Here is a 13,301-nt window from a genome sequence, read left to right as displayed (position 1 = left end):
AAACGCCGCGTGACGCGGCGTTTTTCATGGGCGGACGCTGCGCGCTTACAGGCGCGAATACGCCGCTTCCAGTTCGCGATGCAGGATGTCCGCGAAGTCGGCGCGGGCGGCGTCGTGCTGCGACAGCAGGCGCGCCAGCACCACGTTGTCCTCTTCGCCGTTCCAGATCTTGATGTAGGTGCCTTCCTTGTAGCCATGCTGCTGGCGGAAGATGTTCAGCACGTTCTTGGAAACGTACTGGGTGTAGGCATCGTTCCAGCTCATCTCGCAGGCGCTCATGCTCTGCTCGAGCAGCTTGAAGCTGGCGCGGCCGCACACCGCCAGGCCGCCGATCAGTTCCAGCAGTTCGGGCACGTTCAGGCTGGCCAGCGCGTAGCTCTTGCCGTCCAGCGTGATCGAGGCGGGGCCGGCCAGGTCGGCCACCAGCGCGGCGGCGGCGGCGTTGACGTCGCCCTTGGCCTGCACGATGGTGTGCGACAGGTAGAAATGCAGGATGTCGACCAGTTCCATCTGCACCTGCGGCAGGTCGATGGTCTGCTTCTTCCACCACTTCCAGCCGTAGTGCTCCAGGGCCTCGGCCGATTCGACGAAGGCGGCGCGCAGGAAGCGGGCGCCGCCGTTGATCCAGTCCGGATTGATCATGCTGTTCAGGTCGCCTTGCAGCTTCAGCATCGTGGCCGCCTGGGCCTGGTTCAATCCGACAACGTTATTCACTTTCACTCCGGTATTCGTGGGGTCTGTTCGACAGCGGCGGAAATGTTAGCACCATTGCCGCCGCGGCCGCGTCCGCTCACGCATCCTTGCGGTACGACGAGGTCTTGAGCGGCGGCAGCTTTTCCAGCGGCCGCTTGCGCGGGTCGCGGGCGCCGCTGGCGGCCTTGAACAGCATCAGCGCGAAGAAGCCCAGGAACACCGCCGGCATGAAATCGTCCAGGTCGAAGCGCGGCGCGTGCAGCGCCTTGAAGGCGACATTGACCGCGGCCCAGCCGGCCACCGCGCCGGCGATGGTCAGGAAAATGCCCTGCTTGCGCTGGCGCGCGCGCTTGGCCAGCGAAACCGCCTCGGCGTCCGTCTGGCCGGGCGCGACGGTGGGCGGCACGCTGTCGGCGCGACGCGATTGCAGCGGCGGCGGGGCTGTCTTGCCCCAGGTCAGGTCGTTCAGGGAACCCTGGTCCGGGGCGGGGGAGGGCGTCGGCGCCGGCATGGCGGCCTGGCGCTTGGTCTCGGCTTTGCTCGGCACCCGTCCAGGCGTGGCGCCACCGGCGCGCGAAAGATTTTCGATGTAGCGCGCGAAGTCGCCGTTCTTTGGCTCCATGTCGATAGCCATGCTGTTCTCCGCTAATTGCCGCGACGGATCCGCGCCGGCTGCCGGCGCTTGCGCATCATCGCGACCAGAAGTCCGCATCCTAGCAGCACCGAGAAACCCGCGCCGATCATCATGGCGATCTGCTGGGCGTTTTCCGCGGCGCCCAGGCTGCGCGCGGTGATGTAGCCCGGTGCCAGCATCAGCGGCATCCACAGGATGGCCGAAAGCACATTGGCCATCTGGAAACGGCCATGCGCCATGCCCATGACGCCGGCCACCGTCGGGATGGTCGAGCGGATCGGCCCCAGGAAGCGGCCGATCAGCACCGAGGCGAAGCCATAGCGGTAGAAGAACAGCCGGGCGCGGGCGACGGCGGTGCGCTGCTGCTTGAGCGGCCAGCGCCGCAGCACGCTGGGGCCCGCCCAGCGGCCCAGCCCGTAGGACAGCGCGTCGCCGACGATGGCGCCAGCGACGCCCCAGGCCATGATGCTCCATGGATCCAGCGTGCCGGCCCCGATCAGGCCGCCCGTCAGCAGCATCAGCGCGGTCGCGGGAATGAACAGGCCCAGCAGCACCATCGATTCTCCCAGCGTGAGCAGGAAGGTGATGGGGCCGGCCCAGGCCTGGTTGGTCTCGATCAGCACGCCGATCTTGTCGATGTATTGGTCCATGAGGCAAAAGTTGAAAATTAGCTGAACGCAATCGGGTATCTTAACGCCTGCATTGTGGGCGCCGCGTGAAAGCGGCGTCCACCGAAGGCTATCGTCGGAGTTCTATGGATTCGGTTACACAAGCCGTGCTGGGCGCGGGCATACAGGGGGCGCTGCTGGGGCGCGTGCAGGGACGGCGAGCGCTGATCTACGGCGCGGCGCTGGCCACGGTGCCGGATCTGGACGTGTTGATGCGTTACCCGGACCCGGTGTCACTGATGACCTATCACCGGGGCTTCTCGCATTCGATCTTCGTGCTGACGGGTCTGGCGCTGCTCCTGGCCTGCCTGATACGCCGATACTGGCCACAGGCCCCCTACAGCGGCAGGCGATTGTTCCTGACACTGTGGTTGGTATTGGTGACGCATCCACTGCTGGACGCCTTCACCGTCTACGGCACGCAGTTGTTCTGGCCGCTGGCGTCGATTCCGGAAAGCTGGTCGGCGATTTTCATCATCGATCCGGTCTACACCGTGCCGCTGTTGCTGGCGGCGGTCTACGCGATCATCGCGGGCATGACGCGCAACGCCCGGCGACTGCTGGCGGGGGCGCTGATCTTCAGCACGGCCTACCTGGCGTTCGGCCTGGCGGGCCGCATCGCCGCCGAGCAACGGGTGCGCGATGCGATGCAGGCGCGAGGCATCGTCGTCACCGAGCTGCGGGCCGTTCCCATGCCGCTCAACACGCTGCTGTGGCGCGTTATCGCCAAGACGCCCGATGGCCATTACTACGAGGCCGTCAGCAGTTGGTTCGACCGCGAGCCGCCGGAATGGCTGCGCCAGCCGCTTCACCCGGATCTGGGCCAGGCGCTGGCGGGCGTGCCGCTGCACGAGCGACTGCGCTGGTTCACCGATGACTGGCTGCGCTATGACGCGCTGGGCGATGCGCTGGTGGTGACCGATTTGCGCATGGGCATGGCCGGTCACTACAACTTCCGCTTCAAGATGGCGGAGCGCGCGCCCGATGGCACCTGGCGGCCGGTGACTCCGTCCAGTTGGCCGGGCGAGCGGGGCGGCTGGGCCGAGCTCAAGCTGCTGCTGGCCCGCATCCTGCATGCCCAGCCGCCGCTGCCGCTGGCGCAGTGGGCGGAGAGCGCCACGCGCTGAGCCGGTCCGCATTGGCTCGCCACGCCGCCTGATACGACCCGCCGCGATCTGGCGGGTTTTTCATGTTCCGGCGCTGCCCCGGCGTGGGCCCCGTATTGACCGGCGGTCCGACCCTGCATTATTCTTGTTCGATATAAAGGAACAGTAGTTCCGTTTTATGGAACATCGATGAGTATTCTCGACGGCGTCCAACGCGTGCTTGCGCTTTATGCGGAGGGCGCTGCGGAGCTCAGCTTCACCGACGTGGCGCAGCGGTTATCCATGCCCAAGAGCACGGCATCGCGCCTGCTCAACCAGATGCAGCACTACGGCATGCTCGACCAGGACGCGGCCTCGCGCCGTTATCGTCCCGGCCTGCTGCTATCGCAGGCGGTGCGCGCCGGCCTGGCCGCTACCCCGCTGGATGACGCCTGCCGCAAGGTGCTGGCGCGCCTGTCGGCGGACAGCGGCCTGACCGCCTACCTGTCCACCTTGAACCAGCGCGAAACCGTGGTGCTGCAGCGCCTGAACGGCTCGCACCCGGTGCAGGTGCTGTCGCCGCCCGGCTCGCGTCGCGCCGCCTCGGGCACGGCCATGGGGCGGGCGCTGCTGTCGCGCCTGAGCCAGGCCGAGTTCGACGCGCTCTACGGCGCCGACCCCACGCAGTCGCTGCCGATGGAAGGCAAGGATTGTCCGGCCACCGTCGGCGAACTGGCGCAGCGCGTGGCGCAGACCCGCGCCGACCATTACGGGGTTGCCATCGACCAGGCGATGCCCGGCATCGGCGCCGTGGCGGCGGCGGTGCGCGATCCGTCCAGCGGTGAATTGCGCGGCCTGTGCCTGTCCTTTGTGTCGTTCCAGGTCGATGCCGCCCGCGTCGCCGCGTTGCGCGACGCCCTGACACAGCAGGTCGCCGCGTTGGGGCGCGAACTGAACGACCCCTACTGGCTGGACTGATCCCTGTTACCGATTCCCGCTATCTGGCCGCCCGCATGCGGCGCTCCGACCCAACGACTCCACGGAACTTTGCACATGAACCTTCTGCTCCTCAGCAATTCCAGCAGCGACGCCGGCTACCTGGTGCACGCCTTGCCCGACATCCGCGAACTGATCGCCACGCTGCCAGCCGGCGCGCCGGCGGTGTTCGTGCCGTACGCAGGCGTCACCCGCAACTGGGACGACTACACCGCGATGGTGGTGACGGCGCTGGCCGACACCGGCCTGGACATCGAGCCGCTGCACCGCGCCGCCGATCCGGTGGCCGCGCTGGAAAGGGCCGCGGTCATCATCGTCGGCGGCGGCAATACCTTCAATCTGCTTGGCGAGCTGCGCCGCCGGGGCCTGTTGAGCGTGGTGGCGCGCCGCGTGCGCGAAGGCGCCGCCTACCTGGGCTGGAGCGCCGGCTCCAACCTGGCCTGCCCCAGCATCTGCACCACCAACGACATGCCGATCACCGATCCCGCGGGCTTCGACGCGCTCGGCCTGCTGTCCTTCCAGATCAATCCGCACTACACCAACGCCCATCCTCCCGGCCACCGCGGCGAGACCCGCGCACAGCGCCTGGCTGAGTTCTGCACGCTGAACCCGACGATGCCGGTGCTGGGCCTGCCCGAAGGCGCCGCGCTGCGCGTGCGCGGCGCCGCCATTACGCTGGTCGGTCCGCACGATGCGCCGCTGTTCCTGGGCGGCAACGAGCCGCGCGTGTTCCAGCCCGGGGTGGTGGAGATCCCGGCATGAAACAGGTCATCGACACTATCGAGCTGCTGTCCTCGGCGCATGTCACGGGCGAAGCGGTGGCGCAGGTCCTGCGCGAGGCGGGCCAGTGCGAAGTCGAAGTCACTCGGCTCGAGCGCGACGGCCTGGCCACCGACTTTCTCTCCATTGTCATCCCGGGTTCCGACGCCAACGCGCCGCAACTGGGCATCGTCGGCCGCCTGGGCGGCATCGGCGCGCGTCCGGCCGTCACCGGCCTGGTGTCCGACAGCGATGGCGCCGTGGTCGCCGTGGCCACCGCGCTCAAGCTGATGGCCATGGCGCGCCAGGGCGACGTGCTGACCGGCACCGTGCGCATCCGCACCCACATCTGCCCGCGCGCCGGCACCCGTCCGCACCACCCGGTGCCGATGATGCGCTCGCCGTTCCCGATGCGCGAGATGATGTCGCACGAAGTCGATCCGCGCATGGACGCGATCCTGTCGGTCGACACCACCCGCGGCAACCGCCTGGTGAACCAGCGCGGCGTGGCCCTCACGCCGGTGGCCAAGCAGGGTTACCTGCTGCGCATTCCCGAAACCATGCTGGACGTGATCGGCTGGGTCAGCGGCCAGTTGCCCCTGACGCTGCCGTTGACCACACAGGACATCACGCCCTACGAGAACGGCCTGTGGCACGTCAATTCGCTGATGCAGCCGGCCATCGTCACCGACGCGCCGGTAGTGGGCGTGGCGCTGACCGCGCAGACCGCCGTGCCGGGCTGCGCCACCGGCGTCACCAACGCGGTCGACGCCGACGTCGCCATGCGCTTCTGCATCGAGATCGCCAAGCTGTTCGGGCAGGGCGCGCTGACTTTCTTCGACGACGCCGAATGGCGCGCGCTGCAGGCCCGCTACGGCTCGATGGCGCACCTGCAGACCACCGGCCGGGAACCCGGGGGCGCGCAATGAGCGCGCCCAAGCCGCGTCGCGTGGCGTTCTTCACCATCGGCCAGTCGCCGCGCAGCGACGTGGTGCCCGAGATGGCTCCCTTGCTGGGCGAGCACGTGCGCGTCGACGAATTCGGCGCGCTCGACGGCTTGGACGCCGCGGCGCTGGCCGCGCTGGCGCCGCGTCCGGGCGAATACCGCTTCGCCACGCGCATGCGCGACGGCAGCCAGATCGAACTGGACGCGGCCGCCGCCGAGGCCCGCCTGGCGCAGGTGATGCGTCAGGTCGACGCTGCCGGCTACGACCTGCTGGTGCCGTTGTGCACGGGCACCGCGATCGCGCCGATGCGCACGCTGGTGGTCGAGCCGCAGCAGGTGGTGGACCACCTGGTCGCGGGCCTGTCGCAGCACGGTCGCCATGTCGGGCTGGTGGTGCCGCTGGAAGCCCAGGTCGATGCGTTCCACATGGCCGTGCCGCTGGAATGCCCGGCGACGGTGGTGCATGCCTCGCCCTACGAAACGGACGCGGCGCGCGCGGCCGCCAATTTCACGCAGGCCGGCCGCGCATTGGCTGACTGCGATTTCATCGTCATGCATTGCATGGGCTACGCCGAACGCATGCGCCAGGCGGTGGCGCAGGCATCGGGTCGCCCGGTGCTGCTGTCGAATCGTGTTGTGGCGCAGATGCTTGCGCAAATTCTGGAATAAGGGATCCTCTTCATGTTCAGCCGTAGTTTGCAACGCGCCGTGGGCGCACTGTTCGTCGTCGGCGCCATGTCGGCCGCGCCGGTCCTGGCCGCGGACGCCTGGAAGCCGACCAAGCCGGTGCGCCTGCTGGTCGGTTTCGCGCCCGGCGGTTCCGCCGACACGCTGGCGCGCCTGCTGGCCGAGCCGCTGTCGCAGCGCCTGGGCCAGACGGTGGTGGTCGAGAACCTGGCGGGCGCCGGCGGCAACATCATGGCGTACCGCCTGTCGCAATCGCAGCCCGACGGCTACACCATCGGCATCGCGGCGGCCGGCTCCATGGCCATCACCCACGTGCTCAACGCCAAGGGCACCAGCTACAAGCCGACCGACTTCACGCCCATTACGCTGGCGGCGGTGCAGCCCAACGTGGTCATCGTCAACAAGGACGTGCCGGCCAACAACCTGGCCGAACTGAAGGACTACTTCCAGAAGACGCCGACCGCCACCTACGGCACCGCCGGCGTGGGCATCTCCAACCACCTGATCGCCGAGACCATGCTGTACAAGCTGGGCGTGAAGGTGCCCCACGCGGCCTACCGTGGCGCCGCGCCGGTCATCACCGACCTGCTGGGCGGCCATATCGCGATGACGATGGACAACATCTCCACCGCCGCGCCGCTGGCGCTGCAGGGCAAGGTCAAGGCCATCGGCGTGGCCTCGCTCAAGCGCTCGCCGCAACTGCCCGACGTGCCCACGCTGGACGAGCAGGGCCTGAAGGGCTTCGACATGCCGACCTGGCAGGGCGTGTTCGCGCCGGCCGGGCTGCCGGCCGACGTGCTGGCCGCCTACTACGCGGCGCTGCAGGACGTGCTCAAGCAGCCCGCCGTGAAGGAGAAGATGGCCGGCCTGGGTTCGGAACCGGTCACCGGCATGACGCCCGAGCAGTTCGGCCGGTTCCTGGAGAACGACCGCAAGCAGTGGGCCGACATCGTGCGCGCCGCCAACATCAGCCTGGAGCAATAAGCAGGCTGTCGCGTCCGCCGTTGCCAGCAGGCGCGGCGCGCGCCGCAAACAAAAACGCCAGACTCGCGTCTGGCGTTTTTGTTGGGTCTCGCGGACGGGCGGGATCAGTCCGGCAGCCGCGCCGCGATCTCGGCGATCAGGCGGCGCGCGGCGTCCAGCTTGTCGGCGGCCGGCAGCGGGTGCGCGCCCTGCGCGTCGAACAGCACCAGTTCGGTGGTGTCGGCGTCCATCACCTTGTGCGCCAGGTTGCCCACCAGCAGCGGAATGCCCTTGCGCTGGCGCTTGGCCTCGGCGTGCTCGGCCAGCTTTTCGGTCTCTGCCGCAAAACCCACGCACCACGGCCCGTCCTTCAGTTTGGCCACTTCGGCCAGGATGTCGGGGTTGGGCTCGAACTCCATCTGCGGCGCGCCGCCGCCTTCGCTGGTCTTCTTCAGCTTCTGGTTGCTGACGTTCTTGACGCGCCAGTCGGCCACGGCGGCCACGGCGATGAAGATGTCGGCGTCGGCGGCGCTGGCCATCACGGCGTCGTGCATCTGGCGCGCCGTCATCACCGACAGGGCGGTGACGCCGCGCGGCACGGGCAGGGCGGTGGCGCCGGTGATCAGCGTGACGCGAGCGCCGGCTTCGCGCGCGGCGCGGGCCAGGGCGTAGCCGGTCTTGCCCGACGAGCGGTTGCTCAGCACGCGCACCGGATCGACCGGCTCGGAGGTGGGGCCGGCGGTCAGCAGCACGTGACGGCCGGCCAGCAGCTTGGGCTGGAAGAAGGCGATCAGGTCGGCGAGGATTTCATGGGCTTCGAGCATGCGCCCGTCGCCGGTCTCGCCACAGGCCTGTTCGCCGGCGGCCGGGCCCAGGATGCTGATGCCGTCGGCGCGCAGTTGCGCCACGTTGCGCTGGGTCGCCGGGTTGGCCCACATCTCGCGGTTCATGGCGGGCGCGACGAGCAGCGGGCAGGCGCGCGCCACGCACAGCGTCGACAGCAGGTCGTCGGCCATGCCGTGAGCCAGCTTGGCCATGAAGTCGGTGCTGGCCGGCGCGATCAGCACGGCGTCGGCGCCGCGCGTCAGGTCGATGTGCGCCATGTTGTTGGGCACCCGCGGGTCCCAGGCATCGACGAACACCGGACGGCCGGACAGGGCCTGCATGGTCACCGGCGTGATGAAGTGCGTGGCCGCCTCGGTCATCACTACGTCGACGACGGCGCCTTGTTCGGTCATGCGCCGCACCAGCTCGGCGATTTTGTAGCAGGCGATGCCACCGGTCAGGCCGAGGACGATGCGTTTGCGGGCGAGGTCGAGCATGGGCGTCGGACGGCGTTTGGATGCCGTCGAATCAGGGAACGGACAGTGATTTTATTCCGCATTGCCGCATCGCGCCGTTCGCCATGCGTGCAGGGGGGCTCAAACAGGAAAAAACCCGGCCAGGGGCCGGGTTTCGAAGGGGGGCGGGGGAGGGCGTCAGGCGCGCGGCTTGCGGGCCCGCAGCAGCTCGTCCAGCACCAGCAGTACCGCGCCGCAGGTGATCCCCACGTCCGCCACATTGAAGGCGGGGTAGTACCAGTCGCGCCAATAGAACAGCAGGAAGTCCACCACGTGGCCATACACCACGCGGTCGATCACGTTGCCGATGGCGCCGCCCAGGATCATCGCCAGCGCCAGGCAGAAGCGCGGCTGGCCGCGGGTGCGGCGCAGGATCACGGTGATGACCACGGCGGCGACGAGGCCCAGCGCCGTGAACAGCCAGCGCTGCCAGCCTTCCTCGGATGCCAGGAAGCTGAATGCCGCGCCGCGGTTATACAGCAGCGTGAAGTCGAAGAACGGCAGCAGGTTCAGGCGCTCGCCATACTGGTATGAGGTGTTGAAGTACACCTTGGTCAGTTGGTCCAGCACGACGATGGCCAGCGCGATGCCCAGCCAGCGGCCCACCCTTGCGGGGGGCGCGCCGGCGGATGCCCCGGTGGCCGTGCCTTGAGGGCCGGCCATGCTCAGGCCTTGTCGCGGGCTTCGCCCGAGCCGAACAGGTTGGACACGCAGCGGCCGCAGATCTCGGGGTGATCCGGATCCTGGCCCACGTCCAGGCGCCAGTGCCAGCAGCGCTCGCACTTCTTGTGCTTGGACGGCGTGACCTCGATGCGCGTCTCGCCTTCGCCGGCGTGCACGGCGGCGCGCGAGACGATCAGCACGAAGCGCAGGTCGTCGCCCAGGCTGGCCAGCAATTGCTGGTCTTCGCCGCTGGCGTACAGGTCGACCTCGGCCTGCAGCGACGAACCGATGTCGCCGGCCGTGCGCACCTCTTCCAGCTTGCGCTGGACCTCGGCGCGGATGGCGCGCAGGCGCGTCCACTTGGCCGACAGGGCCTCGGCGTCCGCGAACGGCGGCAGCGCGTGGTAGACCTCGGTGAAGATGGTGACGCGGGCGGCGTCGGCCTGGTGCTTCAGAGCCGAGCCGACCAGTTCCTTCCAGGCTTCTTCGGCCGTGAAAGACAGGATCGGCGCCATCAGCTTGAGCAGCGTCTGGGTGATGTCCAGCAGCGCGGTCTGGGCCGAGCGGCGGGCCACGCTGTCCACCTTCGAGGTGTACAGGCGGTCTTTCAGGATATCCAGGTAGAACGCGCCCAGGTCTTCCGAGCAGAACGTCTGCAGGCGCGAAACCGCCGGGTGGAAGTCGTAGCGTTCGTAGTGACCCTGCACCTCGGCCTGCATCTGCGCCGTCATGGCCAGCGCATAGCGGTCGATCTCGAACAGCTCGCCGTAGGGCACGGATTGCGACACGGCGTCGAAGTCGGCCAGGTTGGCTAGCAGGAAACGCAGCGTGTTGCGGATGCGGCGATAGCCTTCGACCACGCGCTTGAGGATCTCGTCAGAGATCGACAGCTCGCCCGAGTAGTCGGTGGAGGCGACCCACAGGCGCAGGATTTCGGCGCCCAGCGAATCGGACACCTTCTGCGGCGCGATCACGTTGCCGACCGACTTGCTCATCTTGCGGCCCTGGCCGTCCACCACGAAGCCGTGCGTCAGCAGGGCCTTGTAGGGCGGCTGGCCATACAGCATGCAGCCAGTCAGCAGCGACGAATGGAACCAGCCGCGGTGCTGGTCGGAGCCTTCCAGGTAGAGGTCGGCGGGCCAGCCCAGTTCGGCGCCGTGCGAGCCGGCGAAATCGCCGTCCTTGCCGCCCAGCACGGTGGCGTGGGTGCTGCCCGAGTCGAACCACACGTCCAGCGTGTCGCGGTTCTTTTCGTATTGGTCGGCCTCGTCGCCCAGCAGCTCGCGCGGGTCCAGCGTCTGCCAGGCCTCGATGCCGCCTTGCTCCACGCGTTGCGCGACCTGTTCCAGCAATTCGGAGGTGCGCGGATGCAGCGCGCCGGTTTCCTTGTGCACGAAGAAGGCCATCGGCGTGCCCCACTGGCGCTGGCGCGACAGGGTCCAGTCCGGACGGTTGGCGATCATGGCGTGCAGGCGGGCGCGGCCCCAGGCCGGATAGAAGGCAGTGGCGTCGATGCCGGCCAGCGCCGATTCACGCAGGGTCGGGCCGCCGTCCTTGGGCTTGATGTCCATGCCGGCGAACCATTGGCTGGTGGCGCGGTAGATGATGGGCGTCTTGTGGCGCCAGCAGTGCATGTAGCTGTGCTTGTGCTTTTCGACGTGCATCAGCGCGCCGGCTTCCTTCAGGGCCTCGACGATCTTGGGGTTGGCGTCCCAGATCGACAGGCCGCCGAACAGCGCCAGGCTGTCGACGTACTTGCCGTCGCCCATGACCGGGCTGATGAAGTCGGTGTCCTTCATGCCGTGCTCCTTGCACGAGATGAAGTCCTCGATACCGTAGGCGGGGGCCGAGTGCACCACGCCAGTGCCGGAGTCGGCCGTGACGTAGTCGCCCAGGTAGACCGGGGCCTTGCGGTCGTAGGCGGCTTCGAACTGCGCCAGCGGATGGCGGAACTCGATGCCCGACAGCGCCGCGCCCGGGGCGGTGGCGATGACTTCGCCTTCCAGGTTCCAGGCCTTCAGGCAGGCTTCGACGCGCTCGCGCGCGATCAGCAGCAACGGGCCGAACTTGGGCGCGGGCGACACGCGCACCAGCGCGTATTCGATTTCGGGGTGCAGGTTCAGCGCCTGGTTGGACGGGATGGTCCAGGGCGTGGTGGTCCAGATGACGATGGCGCCGTCGTCGACCTTGTCCAGGCCGAAGGCCTTGGCCAGCTTGTCGTGCTCGGCGAACGGGAAGGCCACGTCCACCGCCGGGTCGACGCGGTCGGCGTATTCGACCTCGGCCTCGGCCAGCGCCGAGCCACAGTCGAAACACCAGTTCACGGGCTTGAGGCCGCGGAACACGTAGCCCTTGTCCAGGATGCGGCCCAGGGCGCGGATCTCGTCGGCTTCATTGCTGAAGTTCATCGTCATGTAGGGACGATCCCACTCGCCCAGCACGCCCAGGCGCTTGAAGTCCTTGCGCTGGCGGTCGATCTGCTCGAGCGCGTAGGCGCGGGCCTTGGACTGCACCTCGGCCACGGGCAGGTGCTTGCCGTATTTCTTCTCGATCTGGATCTCGATCGGCATGCCGTGGCAATCCCAGCCCGGCACGTAGTGCGCGTCGTAGCCGGCCATGTTGCGGCTCTTGACGATGATGTCCTTCAGGATCTTGTTGACCGCGTGGCCGATGTGGATGTCGCCGTTGGCGTAGGGCGGGCCGTCGTGCAGCACGAAGCGCGGACGGCCGCGGCTGGCGGCGCGGATCGCCTGGTAGACGTGGTTTTCCTCCCACTGCGCAATCCAGGCGGGCTCGCGCTTGGCGAGGTCGCCCCGCATGGGGAAGGGGGTATCGGGCAGGTTGAGGGTCTTTTTATAGTCCATGAACGGCAAAATAGGCGCGCGCGTTTCGCGCGTCTTCGGCGATGGCGGCAGTCAGGGAAGGGAGATCAGGAAATTTTTCTTCGTCCCGCAGCTTTTGCAGGAATTCGACACGCACGAGTTTACCGTATGCGTTGACGGTCTCGTCGAGCAGGTGCGCTTCCAGCAGCACGCGGCCGCGGTCCTCGACGGTCGGGCGCACGCCAAGGCTGGCCACTGCCGGCAGGGCGCGCTCGGCCAGGCCATACACCTGTACCACGTAGATGCCGGAGCGGGCCGCGCAGCGCTCGGCCACCCGCAGGTTCATGGTCGGATAGCCCAGGGTGCGACCCAGCTTCTGGCCGTGGATCACGTGACCGCTGATATGGAAGGGGTGGCCCAGCAGGTGGCGGGCCCGGTCCAGGTCGCCCACGGCCAGGGCGGTGCGCACTTCCGAGCTGGAAATGCGGTGGCCGTGGCGGTCGGTGACGTCGGCCAGGGTCTGTACCTCGAAGCCATGGCGCAGGCCGGCTTCGCGCAGCAGGTCGATGTCGCCGCTGCGCTTGTGGCCGAAGCGGAAGTCCTCGCCCACCAGCAGCCACTTGGTATCCATCCCCCGCACCAGCAGGTTCTCGATGAAGGCGTTGGCCGACATTTCGGCCAGGCGGGCGTTGAAGCGCTCGACCACGACCTGGGATACGCCATAGCGGGCCAGCGCCGCCAGCTTGTCGCGCAGCCCGGAAATGCGGGTGGGCGCCAGCTCGGGACGCTGGTTCAGCGTGGCGAAGTACTCGCGCGGGTGCGGCTCGAAGGTCATCACGGCGGGCGTCAGGCCGCGGTCGCGCGCGACCTGGCAGACGCGCGCCAGCATGGCCTGGTGTCCTCGGTGGACGCCGTCGAAATTGCCGATGGTCAGCGCGCTGGGAGCGCGCTGGGCGGGCGGCGGAAGGGATCGGTGGATGCGCAGCGGTGGTTTCACGAGCGAGAGTTTACAATTTTGGATTACGGGATTGTTCGTCATCCCCAA

At 68.2% G+C, this 13,301-nt stretch carries 13 protein-coding genes; 6 read left to right on the top strand and 7 right to left on the bottom strand.

Annotation, left to right across the window (positions count from 1 at the left end):
• Positions 1-45 precede the first annotated feature (45 nt).
• The 3 genes from AAID08_RS17840 to AAID08_RS17830 all read right to left on the bottom strand — a co-directional run bounded on the left by AAID08_RS17840 (position 46) and on the right by AAID08_RS17830 (position 1,977).
• Positions 46-672: a dUTPase gene (locus tag AAID08_RS17840; protein ID WP_175142913.1), complete on the bottom strand. Its 627-nt coding sequence runs from the start codon at positions 670-672 to the stop codon at positions 46-48.
• Between the two features lie 118 nt (positions 673-790).
• Entirely contained in the window at positions 791-1,327 is a 537-nt protein-coding gene (locus AAID08_RS17835) for a hypothetical protein (RefSeq protein WP_064526389.1), read from the bottom strand.
• A gap of 11 nt (positions 1,328-1,338) precedes the next feature.
• Positions 1,339-1,977 (bottom strand): DedA family protein, encoded by a 639-nt coding sequence (locus tag AAID08_RS17830; RefSeq protein ID WP_054502098.1) that lies wholly within the window; start codon positions 1,975-1,977, stop codon positions 1,339-1,341.
• Between the two features lie 104 nt (positions 1,978-2,081).
• Between AAID08_RS17830 and AAID08_RS17825 the strand changes: the two genes are divergently transcribed.
• From AAID08_RS17825 to AAID08_RS17800, 6 genes are all read left to right on the top strand, one after another.
• Positions 2,082-3,122 carry a metal-dependent hydrolase gene (locus AAID08_RS17825; protein WP_064526390.1) on the top strand — a complete coding sequence of 347 codons (1,041 nt, stop codon included), beginning with the start codon at positions 2,082-2,084 and terminating at the stop codon, positions 3,120-3,122.
• A gap of 168 nt (positions 3,123-3,290) precedes the next feature.
• Positions 3,291-4,058 carry an IclR family transcriptional regulator gene (locus AAID08_RS17820; RefSeq protein ID WP_054502100.1) on the top strand — a complete coding sequence of 256 codons (768 nt, stop codon included), beginning with the start codon at positions 3,291-3,293 and terminating at the stop codon, positions 4,056-4,058.
• 75 nt (positions 4,059-4,133) lie between these two features.
• Complete coding sequence (pepE, locus tag AAID08_RS17815) at positions 4,134-4,838, top strand: dipeptidase PepE (RefSeq protein WP_054502101.1); 705 nt, start codon at positions 4,134-4,136, stop codon at positions 4,836-4,838.
• The gene (locus AAID08_RS17810) at positions 4,835-5,764 is read left to right on the top strand and encodes a DUF1177 domain-containing protein (RefSeq protein ID WP_054502102.1); all 930 of its coding nucleotides are present in this window, start codon (positions 4,835-4,837) and stop codon (positions 5,762-5,764) included. The genes pepE and AAID08_RS17810 overlap by 4 nt, the downstream gene beginning before the upstream one ends.
• Positions 5,761-6,450, top strand: coding sequence for an AroM family protein (locus AAID08_RS17805; protein ID WP_175188707.1), 690 nt, complete (start codon positions 5,761-5,763; stop codon positions 6,448-6,450). Before AAID08_RS17810 ends, AAID08_RS17805 begins: the two co-directional genes overlap by 4 nt.
• Before the next feature lie 12 nt (positions 6,451-6,462).
• Positions 6,463-7,452 carry a tripartite tricarboxylate transporter substrate binding protein gene (locus AAID08_RS17800; RefSeq protein WP_054502104.1) on the top strand — a complete coding sequence of 330 codons (990 nt, stop codon included), beginning with the start codon at positions 6,463-6,465 and terminating at the stop codon, positions 7,450-7,452.
• Positions 7,453-7,556: 104 nt separating this feature from the next.
• Here AAID08_RS17800 and coaBC read toward each other — a convergent pair whose 3' ends face one another.
• The 4 genes from coaBC to AAID08_RS17780 all read right to left on the bottom strand — a co-directional run bounded on the left by coaBC (position 7,557) and on the right by AAID08_RS17780 (position 13,253).
• Positions 7,557-8,753, bottom strand: coding sequence for a bifunctional phosphopantothenoylcysteine decarboxylase/phosphopantothenate--cysteine ligase CoaBC (gene coaBC / locus AAID08_RS17795; RefSeq protein WP_054502105.1), 1,197 nt, complete (start codon positions 8,751-8,753; stop codon positions 7,557-7,559).
• 156 nt (positions 8,754-8,909) lie between these two features.
• Positions 8,910-9,434: a signal peptidase II gene (gene lspA / locus AAID08_RS17790; RefSeq protein ID WP_054502106.1), complete on the bottom strand. Its 525-nt coding sequence runs from the start codon at positions 9,432-9,434 to the stop codon at positions 8,910-8,912.
• Positions 9,435-9,436: 2 nt separating this feature from the next.
• A complete protein-coding gene (gene ileS / locus AAID08_RS17785) occupies positions 9,437-12,298 on the bottom strand; it encodes an isoleucine--tRNA ligase (protein WP_395756717.1) in 2,862 nt (953 codons plus the stop codon).
• Complete coding sequence (locus AAID08_RS17780) at positions 12,288-13,253, bottom strand: bifunctional riboflavin kinase/FAD synthetase (protein ID WP_059271438.1); 966 nt, start codon at positions 13,251-13,253, stop codon at positions 12,288-12,290. The genes ileS and AAID08_RS17780 overlap by 11 nt, the downstream gene beginning before the upstream one ends.
• Between the last annotated feature and the right edge of the window lie 48 nt (positions 13,254-13,301).

It is taken from the genome of Achromobacter sp. EB05, assembly GCF_044232075.1.
Classification (GTDB): domain Bacteria; phylum Pseudomonadota; class Gammaproteobacteria; order Burkholderiales; family Burkholderiaceae_B; genus Achromobacter; species Achromobacter dolens.
The sequence above is the reverse complement of the archived record's forward strand: the minus strand, read 5'-3'. Positions and strand labels throughout refer to the sequence as shown.

Bases quoted from the DNA above. Each gene is read 5' to 3' on its own strand.
- AAID08_RS17840 (WP_175142913.1), bottom strand. From the start codon at position 672: ATGCTGAAGCTGCAAGGCGACCTGAACAGCATGATCAATCCGGACTGG.
- AAID08_RS17835 (WP_064526389.1), bottom strand. From the start codon at position 1,327: ATGGCTATCGACATGGAGCCAAAGAACGGCGACTTCGCGCGCTACATC.
- AAID08_RS17830 (WP_054502098.1), bottom strand. From the start codon at position 1,977: ATGGACCAATACATCGACAAGATCGGCGTGCTGATCGAGACCAACCAG.
- AAID08_RS17825 (WP_064526390.1), top strand. From the start codon at position 2,082: ATGGATTCGGTTACACAAGCCGTGCTGGGCGCGGGCATACAGGGGGCG.
- AAID08_RS17820 (WP_054502100.1), top strand. From the start codon at position 3,291: ATGAGTATTCTCGACGGCGTCCAACGCGTGCTTGCGCTTTATGCGGAG.
- pepE (WP_054502101.1), top strand. From the start codon at position 4,134: ATGAACCTTCTGCTCCTCAGCAATTCCAGCAGCGACGCCGGCTACCTG.
- AAID08_RS17810 (WP_054502102.1), top strand. From the start codon at position 4,835: ATGAAACAGGTCATCGACACTATCGAGCTGCTGTCCTCGGCGCATGTC.
- AAID08_RS17805 (WP_175188707.1), top strand. From the start codon at position 5,761: ATGAGCGCGCCCAAGCCGCGTCGCGTGGCGTTCTTCACCATCGGCCAG.
- AAID08_RS17800 (WP_054502104.1), top strand. From the start codon at position 6,463: ATGTTCAGCCGTAGTTTGCAACGCGCCGTGGGCGCACTGTTCGTCGTC.
- coaBC (WP_054502105.1), bottom strand. From the start codon at position 8,753: ATGCTCGACCTCGCCCGCAAACGCATCGTCCTCGGCCTGACCGGTGGC.
- lspA (WP_054502106.1), bottom strand. From the start codon at position 9,434: ATGGCCGGCCCTCAAGGCACGGCCACCGGGGCATCCGCCGGCGCGCCC.
- ileS (WP_395756717.1), bottom strand. From the start codon at position 12,298: ATGGACTATAAAAAGACCCTCAACCTGCCCGATACCCCCTTCCCCATG.